Below are 18,819 nucleotides of genomic sequence, written 5' to 3'. Positions count from 1 at the left end.
CGACCATCCAGAGATCACCGTGACGATGACACCCACCCTGCTCCTCGTCGCGCACGGCAGCCGCGATCCGCGGTTCGGCGCGACCGCCCGTCGTGTGCTGCACGCGGTGTCGACGGCCATGCCCGGGGTCGACGTCCGCCTGGCCTATCTCGATCTCGACGGACCACTGGTCGGTGATGCGCTCGAGCAGGTCGACGGTGACTGCGTGGTGGTGCCGCTGCTGTTCGCCGCGGGATATCACCACAAGGTGGATCTGCCCACGATCATCGCCGGGCACACCGGGCCCGGCCGGAGAATCGTGCAGGCGGACGTGATCGGGACGTTCCCGCTCGCGCAGGCGCTCGCCGACCGGCTGATCGAGGCCGGCCTCGATGCACGGTCCGAGCGTGCAGGCATCCTGCTCACCGCAGTCGGTTCCTCGGACCCGTCCGCGGACCGCCACGTCCGACGGCGCGCGATCGAACTGTCGATGCTTCTGCACCGCCCGGTCGAGGTCGTGTTCGCTACCAAACTGGGTGCCCGCGACCAGCGACTGCGCGCAGCAGTACGACGCCTACGCGCCGCCGGCTCCGAGCGGATCGCCGTCAGCCCGTACTTCCTGTCCGCGGGTCTGCTGACCGAGCGAGTCGAGGCCGCGCTCGACGAGCACGCCCCGGCATCGCTGGTCGCGGGTCCGCTGGGCGCCCATCCCGACGTGGTCGAGGCGGTCTGCCACCACTACTGGGTCGCAGCCTCCACCGACCACGTCGCGAGTCAGGACTCGGTGAGCGCGGCCACCTTCGTGGCGCGGGCGTAGATCGTCTCCCCCGCCTGCAGATTCAGTGCATTGGCGTCGCCGCGGGTGATCTGGGCCTGGAACTCGTCGCCGGTGGCTGCCGAGATCAGTTCCACCCGGGTCTCGAAGCCCAGGTTCACCACGCGCGCCACGGTCGCCTTGATGACGCCCGTGTCGAGTGACGCATCCGCCGCCGGCAACGCCAGCTCGGGATTACGACCGATCCGGATGTCGTGCGGGCGCACCAGTTCTCCGTTGAGGCGGACGGTCGAACCGAGGAACGACGCGACGAACTCGTTCGCCGGGCGGTCGTAGAGATCGTCGGGGGAACCGACCTGCTCGATGCGACCTTTGTTCAGCACCGCGATGCGATCGCTGACGTCGAGCGCCTCCTGCTGGTCGTGGGTGACGAGAACCGTCGTCACGTTGACATCTTCGTGCAAGCGGCGCAACCATTTTCGCAGGTCCTCGCGCACCTTGGCGTCGAGGGCGCCGAACGGCTCGTCGAGCAGCAGCACCTGCGGATCGACGGCGAGCGCCCGCGCCAGCGCCATGCGCTGCCGCTGTCCGCCGGACAGCTGGGCCGGAAACCGCTTCTGGAACACGGTGAGTCCGACGATCTCCAGGAGTTCGTCGACCTTGGCGTCGACCTCCGCCTTGGGACGCTTGCGGATCTTCAGACCGAACGCGATGTTGTCGCGCACGTTCAGGTGTTTGAACGCCGCGTAATGCTGGAACACGAACCCGATGTCGCGCTTCTGCGGAGCCGCTCCCGACACATCGGTGCCGCTGATGATGACGGTGCCCGAGTCGAGGCTGTCGAGGCCGGCGATCGCACGCAGCAGCGTCGACTTGCCGGACCCCGACGGTCCGAGGAGCGAGGTCAGTGAGCCCGCCGGGATGTCGATCGACACGTCGTCGAGCGCTGCGAAGTCTCCGTACCGCTTGTTCGCGCCGATAACCGAGATGGACATGTCACACGCCTTCCTTGTGGTGCACGAGCTGCTGGGCATCGATGGATCGGGGTCCGTGCGGTGGGGTGAGGTCGGCTTCGACCTCGGTGGCCTCGTCGCTGCCGGCGTAGGTGGTGCTCGCCTCCGCGTAGCGGCCCTTGGCACGTCGCTCGACGAGGGTCATCGCGACCAGCACCAGGATCGCGACGAGCATCAGCAGGGTCGCCGCGGCGTAGGCACCGAACTCGTTGTAGTCGTCGGTGTAGCGCGAGTTCACCAACAGGGTGAGTGTCTGGGAGATCCCTGGGAAGTTCGACGACACCATCGTGACCGCCCCGTACTCCCCGAGCGCGCGGGCGACGGTGAGCACGATGCCGTACGTGAGACCCCAGCGGATGGCCGGGAGCGTGATGCGGCCGAACGTCTGCCATCCGTTGGCGCCCAGGGTGGCCGCGGCCTGTTCCTGTTCGGTGCCGATCTCCCGCAGCACCGGCTCGACCTCACGCACCACGAACGGAAGTGTGACGAACAGCGTTGCCAACACGAGTCCGGGGAACCCGAAGATGATCCGGAACCCGGTGCTCTCGATGCCGCCGAACCACCCGCCGTAGCCCCACAGCAGGATCAGGGCCACACCGGCCACCACCGGCGACACCGCGAACGGCAGATCCACCACGGCCTGCAGGAAGCCCTTGCCCGGGAAACGACCACGCACGAGTGCCAGCGCGGTCACGATGCCGAAGATCACGTTGAGAGGGACGACGATCACCACGATCAGCAGACTCAGCTGCAACGCAGCAATCGCCGCGGGTGTGGTGATCCATTCCCAGAACTGTCCGAGACCGTGCTCGAACGATCGCCAGAAGATGAGCCCGACGGGGACGATCAGCAGGATGAACAGGTAGACGAGGGCGATGGCCCGCAGCGTGTACCGGGTGAACGGTGAGACCTTCATCGATCCTGTCCTTCCCGCACGGACTGACGTCGGCCGACGACCCGCAGGATGAGCAGGGCGACGAATGCGATGAGCAGCAACATCACCGAGACGGCCGCGGCGTTCACCGGTTCGTCGATCTCGATCTGCTGCTGGATGTACTGGGAGGCGACCTGGGTGTCGCCGGGGATGTTGCCGCCGATCAGGACGACGGAACCGAACTCACCGATGGCGCGGGTGAACGCGAGACCCGCGCCGGTCAGGATGGCCGGCAGCAGCGCGGGCAGCACGATCTTGGTCCAGGTCACCCAGTTGCTCGCGCCGAGGACGGCGGCCGCCTCCTCGACGTCGGTGTCGAGTTCGATGAGGACGGGCTGAACCTGGCGCACCACGAACGGCAGCGTGACGAACGTCAGGGCGATGACGAGCGCCGGCTTGGTCGCGTTGAGCTGGATGTCGATCGGGCTGTTCGGTCCGTACAGCGACAACAGCACGAGGCTGGCCACGATGGTCGGCAACGCGAACGGCAGGTCGATGATCGCGTTCACGAAACCCTTGCCCGGGAACTCATCTCGCACCAGAACCCAGGCGATCAGCGTGCCGAACACCACGTTGATGAGCGCGACCACGACGGACACCACGACGGTGATCCACAGTGCGTCCAGCGCATTCGGGTCGCTGATGGCATCCCAGAATCCGCCCCAGCCGTCGGTGAACGCCTGCACCGTGATCGCCGCCAGCGGCAGCAGCACGATCACGCTGAGCCACAACCACGCCACCCCGACTCCGAACGGGGACACACCGCTGAAAGTGCGTGACCGACCGAGGAATCCGCCGGGTGGGCTCGGATGATCCACCGCCTGCGTGCTCATTGACGCCCTCCCGAGTTGTAGATCTTGGTGATGTCGCCCTTCGAGCCGAACAGGGCGCTGTCGACGGCCTTCCACCCGGTGAGATCCTTGCCGTCGTTCTTGTCCGCGGTCCCCTCACCGAGCACGGCACCGAGTTCCTTGATGGTCCAGAGCTTGGCGATGTCTCCGGGGAACTCATCCGCGGTCTGCGTGACGATGTCGGGCAGTACCGGACGGAAGCCCTCACTCGCCCACAGTCGCTGTGCCTCGGCCGTGAACAGGAAGTCGACGAATGCCTTGGCACCCGCCTTGTCGGTGGATGTGTTGACGACGGCGACCGGGTTCTCGATCTTGAAGGTCTGCGGCGGGATCACGTACTCGACCTGCTGATCGGGCGGCGACGTCGCGTTCGCGCGGTCGAGCATGATGGCCTCGTTCTCGTAGCTGATCAACACGTCGCCCTGTCCCTGTTCGAAGGCTGTCGTCGCCTCACGACCGGACTTGGGTACGACGGTGACGTGATCACGGACGAGTTCGGCCACATAGTCCAGGCCTGCCTGCGAGTTGCGGCCACCATCGCTCTTGGCCGCATAGGGCGCGAGCAGATTCCACTTGGCCGAACCCGAACTACCCGGGTTGGGGGTCACGACCTGCACGCCCGGCTTGAGCAGGTCGTCCCAGTCCCGAATGTTCTTGGGATTGCCCTTGCGCACCACGAGGGCCACCACGGACCCGAACGGCGTGCTGTTGTTGGGCGCCTGTTTCTTCCAGTCCTCGTCGACGACACCTTCTTTCACCAGCCGGGTGATGTCGGGCTCGACCGAGAAGTTGACGACGTCGGCGGGCACGTGCCGGGCCACCTTGCGGGACTGATCGCCCGAGGCACCATAGGACTGAGAGAAACCGATGTCATGGCCCGCGTCCGTGGCTCGGAACGCGGGGATGATGACGTCGAAGCCCGGCTTCGGCACGGCGTAGGCGACGAGATTGAGGTGCCGGCTGCCGCTGGAGATGTCGACCCCGCCGGGCTCGTCGGTCGATCCGGCGCCACACGCCGACACACTCGCGATCATCACCCCGGCGACGGCAACCGCCATGGCGGCCCGCCACCTCCGCACGATCACAGATCTCGCCACGCGATCCTCCCGGCCTCACACCGTCTGCGGACGTCTGCGGACTCACGTCCGAGGCGTCCGACACACTCCCTCTGGACCCGTAAACGCTAGCAACGCGCCGAACGGGTCCGACGCACGTCAGAGCCGTCGTTTGGCCGAAACCGACCGCCGTGCTAGCGGGTGAGCACCCAGGCCAGCAGGACCAGCAGGAGGAGGGCGATGAGGGCGAGAGTCACCCGCGATCGGATCATCGGCTACAGCCCCGTTCCGTCGTCGTCGGCGAATCGTCGGCGGTCGATCAGCGTCGAGACCGTGTCCACCAGCACATTGAGCACCGCTGCGATCAGCACGGCCAACGGGATCACGACGATGAGCGTCACGAGCAGCTGCGGGACGAAGGACAGACCCGTCAGCCACTCCTCCACACCGTCCCACCAGTTGGCCAGCGCCGTCATGTTCACCTCACCCCGCACATCACGCGAATCGGACATCACCCTGAGTTTCACTCAGCCTGAATTAAAACCCGCTCGTCCCGCTCGCGGTCGAGTGGCGGCAACAGGGCCTGATCGCAATGATATAGCCATGACCCCACCGGAAGACGCCGCCGTCACCCCGCTGCCCGTCGCGACACCGGTCGATCAGGCGAGCACCTTCGGCCACGACGCGGATTCCGGCCCGGTGGATCCCGAGGCGACGGCGTTCTCGCCGGCCACGGCGGCGCACAACGCCTTCCCACCCATCGGCGACTACGCGTTCCTCTCCGACACCGAGACCAACTGCCTCATCGCCCGCAACGGGGCCGTCGAGTGGATGTGCGTGCCACGTCCGGACTCGCCCAGCGTGTTCGGCGCGATTCTGGACCGCACCGCCGGCCACTTCCGCCTCGCGCCCTACGGCGTCAATGTGCCAGTCGATCGCCGGTACCTGCCCGGCAGTCTCATCATCGAGACCACGTGGCAGACCGAGACCGGGTGGATCGTCGTCCGCGACGCCCTCGTCATGGGACCGTGGCACGACAACGAACGCCGGTCGACGACGCATCGCCGCACGCCCACCGACTGGGACGCCGAACACATCCTGCTCCGCACCGTCCGATGCGTCTCCGGCACCGTCGAGTTGTCCATGAGCTGTGAACCGGCCTTCGACTACCACCGCGGGAACACGGTGTGGGAGTATTCCGGACCCGCCTACGGCGACGCGATCGCCACCGGCGTCGACACCACCAGACCCGGTCCCACGCTGAAACTCACGACCGACCTGCGCCTCGGACTCGAGGGACGCGAGGCGCGGGCCCGCACCCGCCTGGTGGAGGGCGACGACCGATTCGTCGCGCTGTCGTGGTCCCGGCAACCCGCACCGCAGAACTTCGAGGAGGCCGCCCAGAAGATGTGGGCGACCTCGGAGTGCTGGCGACAGTGGATCAATGTCGGCAGATTCCCGGATCACCCCTGGCGGACACACCTGCAGCGGTCGGCCCTCACGCTCAAGGGCCTGACCTACTCCCCGACCGGCGCACTGCTTGCGGCTGCGACCACCTCGTTGCCCGAAACCCCGGGCGGCGAACGCAATTGGGACTACCGCTACGCCTGGGTGCGCGACTCGACGTTCGCTCTGTGGGGGCTCTACACCCTGGGCCTCGACCGGGAGGCCGACGACTTCTTCTCGTTCATCGCCGACGTCTCCGGCGTCACCAATTCCCAGCACCACCCCCTGCAGGTGATGTACGGCGTCGGGGGCGAGCGGACACTCGAGGAGGAAGAACTGCACCACCTCTCGGGCTACGACGGCGCGCGCCCCGTCCGCATCGGCAACGGTGCGTACAACCAAGCGCAGCATGACATCTGGGGCACGATGCTGGATTCGGTGTATCTCAACACCAAATCCAACGAGGCGGTACCCGAGACCCTGTGGCCGGTGCTCAAGGCGCAGGTCGAGGAGGCTGTGAAGAACTGGCGCAAACCCGATCGCGGCATCTGGGAGGTCCGGGGCGAGCCACAACATTTCACGTCGTCGAAGGTGATGTGCTGGGTCGCGCTCGACCGCGGTTCACGCCTGGCCGCGCTGCACGGCGAGAAGTCGTACGCGAAGACCTGGGCCGGAATCGCCGACGAGATCCGCGAGGACATCCTCGAACACGGCGTCAACGACCGCGGGGTGTTCACCCAGCGGTACGGCGACGACGCACTCGACGCATCCTTGCTGCTGGTTCCGCTGCTGCGCTTCCTACCATCGGACGATCACCGTGTCCGCAACACTGTTCTCGCGATCGCCGACGAGCTCACCGACCACGGACTGGTTCTGCGCTACCGCGTCGAGGAGACCGACGACGGGCTCTCCGGCGAGGAGGGCACGTTCACGATCTGTTCGTTCTGGTTGGTCTCGGCCCTCGTGGAGATCGGCGAGCTGCCGCGGGCAAAGAACCTGTGCGAGCGGTTGCTGTCGTACTCGAGCCCGCTCAAGCTCTACGCGGAGGAGATCGACGCGAGTACCGGACAGCATCTGGGCAACTTCCCGCAGGCCTTCACCCATCTGGCCCTGATCAACGCGGTCATGCATGTGATCCGTGCCGAGGAGGCCGCCAGCCACGGGACGTTCCAGCCCGCGCACCACTGAGTGCGTGCCCGTCAGGTGAGGCGGTCGAGACGCCAGTCCTCGTAGGCCCGAAGGTCGCCCAGCGGCTCGATGTGCGTGGTGACCCACAGGTCCTCGATCCGTGCCGCGAGGTCTGCCTCGACCTCCTCGGTCAGATCGTGGGCCCGCTGCACCGACCACTCGCCCGGCACCAGCATGTGCAGCTGGACGTACCGCTCGTGACCGGCTTCGCGGGTACGGACGTCGTGGAACTCGATGCCCCGGGCGCGATGGTCGTCCAGCACCTGCTCGAGCACCGTGCGACGCTCGGCCGGCCATGCCGAATCCATCAGGCCCGAGGCCGATCGCCACACCAGCAATCCGCCGACGACCAGGATGTTGCACGCCACCGCGATCGCGATCAACGAGTCCAGCGGCAACCACCCGGTCAGCGCCACCAACACGACCCCGATGACGACGCCGACGGTCGTCCACACATCGGTGATCAGGTGCTTGCCATCGGCCTCCAGCGTGATCGAACGATGTCGGCGTCCCGCCCGGATCAACAGCCACCCGACCACACCGTTGATGACCGTCGCCACGATCGAGATCAGCAGGCCGAGACCGACCGCCTCCAGTTCGTGCGGATGGATGAGCCGATCGACCGCGGCGATCAGAATCGCGACCGCGGCGACGACGATCATGACGCCCTCGAACACGGCGGAGAAGTACTCCGCCTTGGCGTGGCCGAAGTTGTGGCCGACGTCGGCGGGGCGGGCCGCGACCTTCAGAGCGATGTACGCGGCCACGGCGGCAACGAGATTCACCACCGATTCGGCGGCGTCGGACAGCAGACCGACCGATCCCGTGATCCACCACGCGACGAGCTTCAACGCGATGACCACGACCGACGTCGCGATGCTGAGCAGCGCGAAGACCGAGAGGTCACGTCGCCGGTCGGTGGTCACCGAACTCTGGAGTCCGTCAGTCCACGCCGTGTCAGCAGCGGCCCGATCTCGGCCTTGCGCCCGATCAGCTTCTCATGTGTCACAAGTGGATCCACGCTGTCGCCGCGCGACAGGGTCGAGTCGGCGAATCGTTGCCCGTTCGCACGCCGCAGTCCGCCCTCGGCGAGGAACCACTGCTCGGTCTCGGCGTCGAGCACCTCCGACCAGATGTAGGAGTAGTAGCCCGCCGAATAGCCGCCCCCGAAGATGTGATTGAAGTACGCACTGCGATACCGGGGCGGGATGAGGTCGCCGGAGAACCCCGCGGCGCGCAGGGCTTCTCGCTCGAAGGCCTCGACATCGGTGATCTCGTCGTCGGCGGTGATCCGGTGCCAGGCCAGATCCAGGAGCGCGGCGGCCAGGTATTCGATGGTGCCGTGGGCACTCTCGGTGTTCGCGGACGCGCGCGCCGCCTCGGCCAGCTCGGCCGGGATCGGCTCTCCGGTGTCGTGATGACGGGCATAGTGGGACAACACATCCGGATGCAGGGCCCACATCTCGTTGACCTGCGAGGGGAATTCGACGAAGTCACGCGGCACCGACGTCCCCGATTGTGACGGGTAATCCACCGACGACAGCAGGCCGTGCAGCGCGTGTCCGAACTCATGGAACAGGGTTGTGAGCTGATCCATGCTCAGCAGGCAGTGTTGTCCGGCGTCGGGCTCGGTCAGGTTGAGCACGTTGACGACGACGGGCGTCATGGACAGCGCCGCCGACTGATCGACGATGTTGTTCATCCACGCCCCGCCCCGCTTGGACGGCCGGGCGTAGTAATCACCCAGGAACAGCCCGATGCTGCGCCCCGCGTCGTTGATCACGTCCCAGACCCGGACGTCCGGATGGTACCCGTGCAGATCCGGCCGCTCGACGAATCGCAGCCCGTACAGCACTCCTGCGGCGTAGAAGACGCCCTTCTCCAGGACGGTGTCGAGTTCGCAGTACTGAGCGAAATCATCGAGGGGCACCGACGCCGACGACCGGCGCTCGCGCTCGAGCCAGAACGTCAGGTCGGCGGGGCCGATCTCCTCGTCGGTCAATCGGTTGAGCCTCGTCAGTTCCCGTCCGCCCGCGCGCAAGGCGGATTCGGTGAGCTCGCCGAGCAAGTCGACGACGGCGGCCGGATCCGGTGCGGTCTCCTCGGCGATCACGTAGTCCGCGTGCGAGGTGTAGCCGAGCAGTCGGGCCCGCTGCGCGCGCAACGTGACGATCTCGAGGATCTGCGCCCGGGTGTCGTGGGAGTTGCCGCGGGAGCACCGCGCGATCGATGCGTCGAAAACCTGCTGTCGCACAGCATGATCGGTCAGCGAGGTGAGAACGGACTGGCTCGTCGGCAGTTCCAGCGTGATGAGATATCCGCCGTCGTGTCCGGCCTCGGTGGCGGCGCGGCGCGCCGCGGCGATCTCGCCGTCGGAGAGTCCGCCGAGTGCGGATACCTCGTCGACCAACACGGCCGAGGCGTTCGTGTCGTCGAGGATCTTCTGGGAGAACGTGGTGGTCAGCAACGCCAGGCGTGAGGATATCTGCCGCATCCGGGCCTGCTCGTCGGGACCGAGGCCCGCGCCGGCCCGCACCGATTCCCGATATCGCTTGGCCAACAACCGTTCCTGCGCTTCTGTCAGGCCCAGGTCGTCGATGCGGTCGAACAGTGAGGAGATCCGCCTGAAGAGCCGGCCGTCCATCGCGATGGTGTTCGCATGATCGGTCAGCAAGGTCGCGAGCTGCTGGGAGATCTCGTTGCGCTGCGGGTTGGTGTCGGGCCCGACGAGGTTGAAGAAGACCCCGCTCGCCCGTGCAAGATCGCGGCCCGACAACTCGAGGGCCTCGATCGTGTTGACGAAGGTCGCCGGCCGCGGATCGGCGGCGATGGCGTCGATCTCGGCGAGCTGCGACGCCATCGCCTCGGTGAACGCCGGGAGGAAGTCGTCATCGCTGATCGACGCGAAGTCGGGCAGCCCGTGCGGCAGCGAACTCGTGGCGAGGACGGGATTGACCATGCGGCGTTCGTCCATTGCGCTACTTCCCCTTCGGCTTGTCCCCGACGGCGTCGGTCGACAGGGCAGCGACGAACGCCTCCTGCGGTACCTCCACGCGACCGATGGTCTTCATCCGCTTCTTGCCCTCCTTCTGCTTCTCCAGCAGTTTGCGCTTCCGGCTGATGTCACCGCCGTAGCACTTGGCGAGCACGTCCTTGCGGATCGCCCGGATGTTTTCGCGCGCAATGATCTTCGATCCGATCGCGGCCTGGACCGGAACCTCGAACTGCTGGCGCGGGATGAGTGCCTTGAGTTTCGTCGACATCTTGTTGCCGTAGGCGTACGCGGCGTCGCGGTGCACGATGGCACTGAACGCGTCCACCGCCTCGCCCTGCAGGAGGATGTCCACCTTGACCAGGTCGGCCTCCTGCTCACCCGACTCCTCGTAGTCGAGGCTGGCGTAACCGCGGGTGCGGGACTTCAGGGCGTCGAAGAAGTCGAAGATGATCTCGGCCATCGGCAGGGTGTAGCGGAGTTCGACGCGTGCCTCGGACAGGTAGTCCATGCCCCCGAGCTCGCCGCGGCGCGACTGGCACAGCTCCATGATCGCGCCGATGAACTCGCTGGGTGCGATGACCGTCGTCTTCACCACCGGCTCATAGATGTGGCGCGCCTTGCCGTCGGGCCAGTCCGAAGGATTGGTGACGGTGTGCTCGGCGCCGTCCTCCATCACGACTCGGTAGACCACGTTGGGTGCCGTCGAGATGAGGTCGAGATTGAACTCACGCTCGAGCCGCTCACGGGTGATCTCCATGTGCAGCAATCCCAGGAAGCCACAGCGGAAGCCGAAGCCGAGGGCGACCGAGGTCTCCGGCTCGTAGGTGAGCGCCGCATCGTTCAACTGCAGTTTGTCCAGGGCCTCCCGCAGGACCGGGTAATCGGAACCATCCATCGGGTACAGACCCGAGTAGACCATCGGACGTGGCTCGCGGTACCCGGTGAGCGCCTCGGTCGCGCCGTGACGAGCGGTGGTCACGGTGTCACCGACCTTCGACTGCCGAACATCCTTCACACCGGTGATCAGGTAACCGACCTCACCGACGCCGAGTCCCTTGGTCGGTTTGGGTTCGGGTGACACGATGCCGACCTCGAGCAGTTCGTGCGTGGCGCCGGTCGACATCATCGCGATCTTCTCGCGCGGCACGATCTTGCCATCGACGACACGGACGTAAGTGACCACGCCGCGGTAGGTGTCGTAGACGGAGTCGAAGATCATCGCGCGTGCCGGCGCATCCGCATCACCGACGGGCGGCGGGATCAACTTGACCACCTCGTCGAGCAGAGCGCCGACGCCCTCGCCCGTCTTCCCGGAGACGCGCAGGACGTCGTCGGCGTCGCAGCCGATGATGTGGGCGATCTCCGCGGCGTAGCGATCGGGGTCGGCGGCGGGCAGGTCGATCTTGTTGAGCACCGGGATGATGGTCAGGTCATTGTCCATCGCCAGGTAGAGGTTGGCGAGGGTCTGCGCCTCGATCCCCTGCGCGGCGTCGACGAGCAGGACCGCACCCTCGCAGGCCTCGAGGGCGCGGGAGACCTCATAGGTGAAGTCCACGTGGCCCGGGGTGTCGATGAGGTGCATGACGTAGTCGGTTGTCACCCCGTCGTCACCGGTGACCTGCCACGGCAGGCGCACGTTCTGTGCCTTGATGGTGATGCCGCGCTCGCGCTCGATGTCCATCCGGTCGAGGTACTGCGCACGCATCTGACGCTCCTCGACCACGCCGGTGAGCTGCAGCATGCGGTCGGCCAGGGTGCTCTTGCCGTGGTCGATGTGGGCGATGATGCAGAAGTTCCGGATCCGCGCGGGGTCGGTGAAGGTGGTGTCGGCAAAGGTGGGAATCGAACTGCTCCTCGAACGTGCGGCACGGGTCGCGTGGACAGGTCTCAGACCGGCACGGTCCACGTCGTCGTACCAGTTTCTCATGAGTCGTCCCACCGTCGTCGGCGACGCTCACCGCTACGGTGATCACCATGACGCCCACTGGCCACCAGACCAGCTCCTACGACGCCGACGGGGTCGTGGCAGAGCTGTCCAGACCCGCCGGCGATCCCCGGGGGGTGGTGGTCCTCGCACACGGTGCAGGCGGCAACCGGCACGCCGTCATCCTGCGGGCAATCGCCGCCGAACTCTGTGACCGCGGTCTTGTCGTCGCCCGCGTCGACCTGCCGTATCGGCAGCGTCGACCCAAGGGCCCGCCGAGTCCGTCGACGGCGGCCGCCGACCGCGACGGCATCGTCGCGGCGTGTGCCGCGTTCCGCGGGGAGTCGGCGGGGCCGCTGATCGTCGGTGGGCACTCCTACGGTGGGCGTCAGGCGTCGATGGCGGTGGCCACGGACGCCGACCTCGCCGACGGACTGTTGCTCACCTCGTATCCACTGCACCCGCCCGGCAAGCCCGAACGCCTGCGAACCGAGCACCTGCCGTCCATCACGACGCCGACGGTCGTCGTGCACGGCAGCACCGATCCGTTCGGGACGACCGCCGAGATGGCCGACGCGGTCGCTCTCATCGCCGGGCCGACCCGGGTGGTGGAGATCGAGAAGGTCGGCCACGACCTGAAGCCGGACCGAAAACCGACCGCCGAGCTCACCGCCGACGCCGTGGTCGGGTTCCTGCTCACCGACGGCGGCCGCCGATGATCAGACACCCACCGGCTCATCCGACCGCGGCCGTCGCCCGAGAGATCGTCTACGCACCCGACCTCGACGGCGCGGCCGACCCCGGCGAGATCGTCTGGACCCCGGTGGTGTTCGAGGACGATCCCCATCAGGGTAAGGATCGACCCGTGCTCGTCGTCGGGCGGAACCCCGCCGACGGCGACCGGTCCCACCTCCTCGGTCTGATGATGTCGAGCAAGGCCTACCACCGCGAGGATCCGGACTGGCTGGAGATCGGGACCGGAGCGTTGGGATGTGCGGCATCGCGCGAGCTTCGTCCGGCTCGATCGTGTACTCACGGTGCCCGAGAACGACATCCGTCGAGAGGGTGCGGTCCTCGAACACCCGCGCTTCGAGCTCGTCGCGGTCGAACTGCGGAGTCGCTTCAGGTGGCGGTGATCTCGATACGCCGCCGCGCCTATCGGCTCGGGGGCTACTCGACCAGCAGGGTGAATGGTGACGTGGTCGAGACCCTCACGCCAGCCGCGTGATCTCCACCACCACATCGAGATCCGTTGCGCCACCACCGGTGTAGATGCCCTTGAGCGGCGACACATCAGAATAGTCGCGGCCCACACCGACGGACACGTGTTGCTCGGAGATCGCGGTGTCGTTGGTCGGGTCATAGCCCCACCACCCACCGGTCCACGCCTCGATCCAGGCGTGGCTCTGGCCTTCGACGGTCTTGTCGATGCCCGCGTTGGGTTTCGGGTGCAGGTATCCGGACACGTAGCGCGCCGGGATACCCAGGCTGCGCAGCATGGAGAGCGACAGGTGGGCGTAGTCCTGACAGACACCCTTACGCTCGTTCCACGCGTCGACAGCCGTCGTGTGCACGCCGGTCGTGCCCGGGACGTACTGCATCTCCTCGTGCACGTACCGGCAGACCGCCTCGACGGCCTCTTCCGGACCGAGGCCCTTGATCACGCGATTGGCCGCCGACGTCAACTGCCGGTTCTTCGGCACATATGTGGTGTAGGCGAGCATCTCGTCGTAGCGATCCTTGACGTACTCGCTGCGGACATCATCCCAGCCCGCCTGGTCGTCCGGCGCCGGACGCTGCACCGCCTCGGTCTCCACCACCGACATACCCGACACCTCCAGCTCCTCGTGCGGCGCGTGGAGGTCGAACGCCGTCACCGCGGTGCCCCAGTAGTCGGTGTACCGGTAGGACCTCGTGGCGGGCACCGTCTCGACGCGGTTCACGATCACGTTCTGCCGGTTGTCACTTCGCGGAGTGAGCCTCGCCTCGTTGTACGACGACGTGACCGGACTCTTGTAGGCGAATCCGGTGGAATGGACGACGCGTAGACGCCAGCTCACAGCTCACTCTCCTCGATCACGTGGTCCTCGGCGTCGCTGACCCGGGCGTCGGCCCACGACACATACGGCGACACATGGAAGTACTGGCCGGTGACGGCCTCGTTGACCGCGCGGCAGGTGTCCTGCAGGTCCAGCAGCCGATCCTGGAGTCCGTCGAGCAGGTTGCCCGGTTCCAGGAACTCCAGGGAGCTGCGTGCGCGGCCGAGCAGCAGCAGCGCCTCGGCCTGCGCCCCGACGCGACTGGGACGCTTCTCCAGATCCACGAGATTGCTCTCCGCGACGCTCAGCGCGTGGAAGACCGAGCGCGGGAACAGCCGGTCCAGCAGCATGAACTCGACGACGTTCTCCGCATCGAGCAGGCCGCGGTAGGTACGCAGGAACGTATCGTGTGCGCCTGCGGACACGAGCACGTTCACCCAGGCAGGCGAACTGACACGATCTCCGGCGCGCGACAACAGCATCCGGATCGTCATGTCGACCCGCTCCACCGACCGGCCGAGCAGCAGGTACCGATAACCGTCGTCGTGGCTGAGGGTCGCGTCGGCGAGTCCGGCGAACATGGCCGCACGATTCTTCACATACGACAGGAACTCGTGAGGCCCGAGACGGCGCGCACGACGTTCGGCGTCCCCGAGCCCGTTGTAGGTGGTGTTGAGGCACTCCCACATCTCGCTGGACGTGACCTCGCGCGCGCCGCGCGCATTCTCCCGGGCCGACCTGATCAGGTCCACGATCGACCCGACCGAGTCCTTGTCGTAGGCAACCCGTTCGGTCAGCGCCCACACGTCGAGCGGGTCGTCGGACGGTGGCGAATCCAGGCCGAGGACCTGGATCACCAGCCGGGCCTGCCGGTCGACGTCGACGGTGGCGTCCTCGAGGAGCTGATGGATCGCGACATCGAGGATGCGCGCCATGTCGTCGGCGCGTTCGACGTAGCGGCCGATCCAGTACAGCGATTCCGCGTTGCGCGCCAGCATCATCGGGCATCACCGACCTCGGTCCGGCCACCCTGGTGCTGCTCTCGTCCCAGCCGGTGTCGACCTTGGTGCTGTTGCTGACCCTGCTGCTGTTGCTGACTCTGGGTGTGCAGCGGGTCCGGAGCACTCTCCGCAGGACGCGCGGCCGCGACGCCGCTCGCGTTGACCACCTTGGCTCCCGACAGCTCGCGCTCCTCCGACGACCGCGACGATGCCAGCACCCAGGTGTCCTTGGAGCCGCCGCCCTGACTCGAGTTGACCACGAGTGACCCCTCGGGCAGCGCCACCCGGGTCAGCCCGCCCGGCAACACCCACACCGACTCACCGTCGTTCACGGCGAACGGCCTGAGGTCGACGTGGCGCGGCCGGACGTCGCCGTCGATCTTCGTCGGTACCGTCGACAACTGCACCACGGGTTGTGCGATCCACCCACGTGGATCGTTGCGCACCTTGCGCGCCAACGTGTCCAGCTCGGCCTTTGTCGCATCGGGGCCGAACACGATGCCGTACCCACCCGATCCCTCGACCGGTTTGACGACGAGTTCGTCGATCCGGTCCAGGACCTCCTCGCATTCATCGTCGAGCCAGCAGCGCAGCGTGTCGACGTTCATCAGTGACGGCTTCTCGCCGAGGTAGTACTGGATGATCTCCGGCACGTAGGTGTAGATCAGTTTGTCGTCGCCGACGCCGTTGCCGACGGCGCTGGAGATGACCACGTTGCCCGCACGGGCCGCGTTCAGCAGCCCCGCCACCCCGAGCATCGAGTCCGGTCGGAACTGCATCGGGTCGAGGAAGTCGTCGTCGATGCGGCGATAGATGACGTCGACGCGCTGCTCCCCCTCGGTGGTACGCATGTACACGACGTTGTCGCGGCAGAACAGGTCTCGCCCCTCGACGAGTTCCACCCCCATCAGCCGGGCGAGCAGCGAATGTTCGAAGTAGGCCGAGTTCGCGACGCCGGGCGTGAGGACGACGATGTTGGGATCGGCCTCGTTGAACGCCGCCGACGCACGGAGTGCGCGCAGCAGATGACTCGGATAGTCGGCGACCGCCCGGACCCGATGAGACGAGAACAGATCGGGGAACACCCGCGCCATCGTGCGGCGGTTCTCCATGACATAGGAGACACCCGACGGTGATCGCAGGTTGTCCTCGAGGACCCGGAAGTCACCGTTCTCGTCGCGGATGAGATCGATGCCGGCAACGTGGATGCGAACGCCGTTGGGCGGGCGGATGTTTGCGGCCTGCCGGTGGAAGTGTTCACAGGAGTGGACGAGCCGCTTCGGCAGCACACCGTCGCGCAGGATCTCCTGCTCGCCGTAGATGTCGTCGAGGAACAGTTCGAGGGCCTGCACCCGCTGCGTGATCCCCGCCTCGAGTTTGCTCCACTCGGAGGCCGAGATCACCCGTGGCACAACGTCGAGTGGGAAGGGACGTTCCTTGCCGGAGAGCGAGAACGTCACGCCCTGGTCGATGAACGCACGACCCAGCGCATCCACCCGGACGTCGAGATCGGCGCGGTCGTACTCCGACATCGCCTTGTAGATGCCCCGGTACGGCGCGCGGACCTCACCGTCCGCGTCGAACATCTCGTCGAATGCCTTGCCGTACGGGCCCTTCGAATAGCCGGCGAAGATCGTGTTGTCGATCGCCTTCGGTTCGCGGACAACGGTCTTGGCGCGCTTGGTCGCCGGCGTGTCACGAGATCGTCCCTTGGCGCCGGCCGGCGTCTTGGCGTCGGCGCCACGGCCGGTGGCGGACTTACCGCCCTTGGCCGCTCCGTTCGCGTTCGACTTCGAGTTCGCGGCCTTGGGTGCGGCGCGCTTGGTGGACGCAGAGGTCGTCGACGCGGGACTCATAACTTGCCATGGTGCTACAAAATCCCGGATTCGGCATGACGGTCGGCGATGGAAGGGTCACAGAGAACGGCGTAGACCCAGTGCACGCCGCCGAATGCGACGGACGACATTCATCGCGCGTGTCCGCCGTCGAGGGCCGACTTTCGGCAAGCGGGTCGTCTTCACCATCTCGGCCATCGTGTCGAGCGCGACGTCGAGAACGTCCTGGACGGTCGGCGGCAACGCGTCGCCGGCGGCGAGCCGACTGACCGTCAGGTCATCGAGATCGCCCGACACGCGATAGCCGGCCGAGCGGGCCGCCCCGATCATGGCGTCCGCCGTCTGCGCCACCCACGCCCGCTGATCGGTGGTCAGGCCGCGCGGCGCACCGGAGGGCGCCGCGAAGAGAATCTCCCCGATGATCTGGCCCTTGATGATGCGCTCATAGCGGCGCCACTCCACATCGTCGGGTTGGAGTCGATGATTGAGCTGCCGCAGGAATTCCGCCTGCGGCGCCGACAGCGACGAGTTCAGACTCGGCACGGGAACGGTCAAGGTGGCCGGATCGACGTCGAGGACCCGCAGGAATCGCTCCCAGAGCGAGTCGGCCGGGTTGTCGCGCCGCGTGGGTACCGTGACGATGTGCACGCGCTCGGGCCCGACGGCGTCGGCCCAGTCGCCCAGGATGCGGATGTGGTCCTGGAACTCCCAGAACGGTTCCTCGTCGCCGGCGCCGACCGGCGGGACGAAGCCCGGCATGGCCGGACCGTGGACGTGCACGGAGGAGAGGAACTCGTCGAAGGTCGCCTGCCGTTGGTTCTTGACGTTCTCCTGCCAGACCGAGGGGAGCTGCCGGGCGAGATCTCGCACGGTCGCGATCACGTGCACCTCGTCGGCGAACGACAGGTCGTCCAGCATCCGCTCGATGTGTTCGGGACGCGCGGTCGCGTACAGCTCGTGCGACAACAGCGAGGTCTGCGGCCACGCCTTGATCTGGGACACCAGCGTCGGCCACGTCTTCGAGAACGCCGGATCGACCCAGTCCAGATAACGCTCGGGCTGCAGGTGCACCGCCGCGTGGAAGTGATCGGAGATGACGTTGCCCGGATAGAGCAGTCCGGACTCCCGTAGCGCCAGGTCACGGTTACGCCAGAGCCGATCCTGGAGGTGCGTTGTCCCGGTTTTGGGCAGGCCTATGTGCACGAAGACGACAGACATGATGGTTCGAGCCTAATTGGTGACAAACCTTGCGTCCTCGGAGACGATATGAGTCGTGTCGCCGGCGCAGCCCGATGCCCGTCCGGCGATTTGGGCCGCTTCGGCCGCTACTGGTAATGTTGACCGCTGTTCGCAGTGTCGACGGGATCCCCCGGATCCATGACCGTTCGACCTGCTCCGGCGCGACCCGTTCGCCGCCGACCGAGAACGACAAGAACCAACCAGAACCAGAGGGATACACGCGTGGCAAACATCAAGTCGCAGATCAAGCGGATCAACACCAACGAGGTGCGCCGTCAGCGCAACCAGTCGGTGAAGTCCTCGCTGCGGACCGCCATCCGCAACTTCCGCGAGGCGGTCGACGCCGGCGACAAGCCGAAGGCCACCGAGCTCGCCCAGTCCGCGGGCCGTCAGCTCGACAAGGCTGCATCGAAGGGCGTCATCCACGCCAACCAGGCCGCCAACAAGAAGTCGGCCATGGCTCTCGCGGTCAACAAGCTCTGATCTTCCGCGCCCCTGGCGCGCAGCTCTCGCAGCTCACCCCGGTGATATCCACGCGGTCACCG

General features: G+C 66.7%; 16 protein-coding genes and 1 pseudogene. 5 read left to right on the top strand and 12 right to left on the bottom strand.

Going from position 1 to position 18,819, the window contains the following annotated elements:
• Positions 1 to 25 precede the first annotated feature (25 nt).
• Positions 26 to 796, top strand: a complete 771-nt coding sequence (locus QSJ19_RS01305; protein WP_286317896.1) for a sirohydrochlorin chelatase — start codon at positions 26 to 28, stop codon at positions 794 to 796.
• On the opposite strand, the gene QSJ19_RS01300 is transcribed toward QSJ19_RS01305, so the two are convergent.
• The 5 genes from QSJ19_RS01300 to QSJ19_RS01280 form a co-directional block, all read right to left on the bottom strand.
• Positions 754 to 1,749 (bottom strand): sulfate/molybdate ABC transporter ATP-binding protein, encoded by a 996-nt coding sequence (locus QSJ19_RS01300; protein ID WP_286317895.1) that lies wholly within the window; start codon positions 1,747 to 1,749, stop codon positions 754 to 756. The two genes, QSJ19_RS01305 and QSJ19_RS01300, sit on opposite strands and share 43 nt — an antisense overlap.
• Position 1,750: 1 nt before the next feature.
• Positions 1,751 to 2,683 carry a sulfate ABC transporter permease subunit CysW gene (cysW, locus tag QSJ19_RS01295; protein WP_286317894.1) on the bottom strand — a complete coding sequence of 311 codons (933 nt, stop codon included), beginning with the start codon at positions 2,681 to 2,683 and terminating at the stop codon, positions 1,751 to 1,753.
• Positions 2,680 to 3,534, bottom strand: a complete 855-nt coding sequence (gene cysT, locus QSJ19_RS01290; protein ID WP_286317893.1) for a sulfate ABC transporter permease subunit CysT — start codon at positions 3,532 to 3,534, stop codon at positions 2,680 to 2,682. The genes cysW and cysT overlap by 4 nt, the downstream gene beginning before the upstream one ends.
• Positions 3,531 to 4,610, bottom strand: coding sequence for a sulfate ABC transporter substrate-binding protein (locus QSJ19_RS01285; protein ID WP_286318143.1), 1,080 nt, complete (start codon positions 4,608 to 4,610; stop codon positions 3,531 to 3,533). The genes cysT and QSJ19_RS01285 overlap by 4 nt, the downstream gene beginning before the upstream one ends.
• A 272-nt stretch (positions 4,611 to 4,882) precedes the next feature.
• Positions 4,883 to 5,083: a hypothetical protein gene (locus QSJ19_RS01280; protein ID WP_286318142.1), complete on the bottom strand. Its 201-nt coding sequence runs from the start codon at positions 5,081 to 5,083 to the stop codon at positions 4,883 to 4,885.
• Positions 5,084 to 5,210: 127 nt separating this feature from the next.
• Here QSJ19_RS01280 and QSJ19_RS01275 point away from each other — a divergent pair, with 127 nt between their 5' ends.
• Complete coding sequence (locus QSJ19_RS01275; RefSeq protein WP_286317892.1) at positions 5,211 to 7,241, top strand: glycoside hydrolase family 15 protein; 2,031 nt, start codon at positions 5,211 to 5,213, stop codon at positions 7,239 to 7,241.
• A gap of 11 nt (positions 7,242 to 7,252) precedes the next feature.
• Here QSJ19_RS01275 and QSJ19_RS01270 read toward each other — a convergent pair whose 3' ends face one another.
• The 3 genes from QSJ19_RS01270 to lepA are packed head-to-tail and all read right to left on the bottom strand — an operon-like array spanning position 7,253 to position 12,163.
• Positions 7,253 to 8,167: a cation diffusion facilitator family transporter gene (locus QSJ19_RS01270; RefSeq protein WP_286317891.1), complete on the bottom strand. Its 915-nt coding sequence runs from the start codon at positions 8,165 to 8,167 to the stop codon at positions 7,253 to 7,255.
• On the bottom strand, positions 8,164 to 10,215 hold the full coding sequence (locus QSJ19_RS01265) for a M3 family metallopeptidase (protein ID WP_286317890.1): 2,052 nt from the start codon (positions 10,213 to 10,215) through the stop codon (positions 8,164 to 8,166). The genes QSJ19_RS01270 and QSJ19_RS01265 overlap by 4 nt, the downstream gene beginning before the upstream one ends.
• Before the next feature lie 4 nt (positions 10,216 to 10,219).
• Positions 10,220 to 12,163 (bottom strand): translation elongation factor 4, encoded by a 1,944-nt coding sequence (gene lepA / locus QSJ19_RS01260; protein ID WP_286317889.1) that lies wholly within the window; start codon positions 12,161 to 12,163, stop codon positions 10,220 to 10,222.
• Between the two features lie 47 nt (positions 12,164 to 12,210).
• Here lepA and QSJ19_RS01255 point away from each other — a divergent pair, with 47 nt between their 5' ends.
• Entirely contained in the window at positions 12,211 to 12,879 is a 669-nt protein-coding gene (locus tag QSJ19_RS01255; protein WP_286317888.1) for an alpha/beta hydrolase family protein, read from the top strand.
• A pseudogene (locus QSJ19_RS01250) lies at positions 12,876 to 13,296 on the top strand (type II toxin-antitoxin system PemK/MazF family toxin). The gene QSJ19_RS01255 and the pseudogene QSJ19_RS01250 overlap by 4 nt, the downstream one beginning before the upstream one ends.
• Before the next feature lie 75 nt (positions 13,297 to 13,371).
• Here QSJ19_RS01250 and QSJ19_RS01245 read toward each other — a convergent pair.
• Genes QSJ19_RS01245 through QSJ19_RS01230 form a run of 4 tightly spaced genes read right to left on the bottom strand, consistent with a single transcriptional unit; the run spans position 13,372 to position 18,253 of the window.
• A complete protein-coding gene (locus QSJ19_RS01245; RefSeq protein ID WP_286317887.1) occupies positions 13,372 to 14,220 on the bottom strand; it encodes a transglutaminase family protein in 849 nt (282 codons plus the stop codon).
• Positions 14,217 to 15,200 carry an alpha-E domain-containing protein gene (locus tag QSJ19_RS01240; RefSeq protein ID WP_286317886.1) on the bottom strand — a complete coding sequence of 328 codons (984 nt, stop codon included), beginning with the start codon at positions 15,198 to 15,200 and terminating at the stop codon, positions 14,217 to 14,219. Before QSJ19_RS01240 ends, QSJ19_RS01245 begins: the two co-directional genes overlap by 4 nt.
• Complete coding sequence (locus QSJ19_RS01235) at positions 15,197 to 17,056, bottom strand: circularly permuted type 2 ATP-grasp protein (protein ID WP_286317885.1); 1,860 nt, start codon at positions 17,054 to 17,056, stop codon at positions 15,197 to 15,199. Before QSJ19_RS01235 ends, QSJ19_RS01240 begins: the two co-directional genes overlap by 4 nt.
• Before the next feature lie 57 nt (positions 17,057 to 17,113).
• Entirely contained in the window at positions 17,114 to 18,253 is a 1,140-nt protein-coding gene (locus QSJ19_RS01230; protein ID WP_286317884.1) for a sulfotransferase family protein, read from the bottom strand.
• 243 nt (positions 18,254 to 18,496) lie between these two features.
• Between QSJ19_RS01230 and rpsT the strand changes: the two genes are divergently transcribed.
• Positions 18,497 to 18,757 carry a 30S ribosomal protein S20 gene (gene rpsT, locus QSJ19_RS01225; protein ID WP_286317883.1) on the top strand — a complete coding sequence of 87 codons (261 nt, stop codon included), beginning with the start codon at positions 18,497 to 18,499 and terminating at the stop codon, positions 18,755 to 18,757.
• Positions 18,758 to 18,819: the final 62 nt, after the last annotated feature.

Origin of the sequence: Gordonia sp. ABSL11-1, from assembly GCF_030315685.1 — a bacterium.
Classification (GTDB): Bacteria; Actinomycetota; Actinomycetes; order Mycobacteriales; family Mycobacteriaceae; genus Gordonia.
The sequence above is the reverse complement of the archived record's forward strand: the minus strand, read 5'-3'. Positions and strand labels throughout refer to the sequence as shown.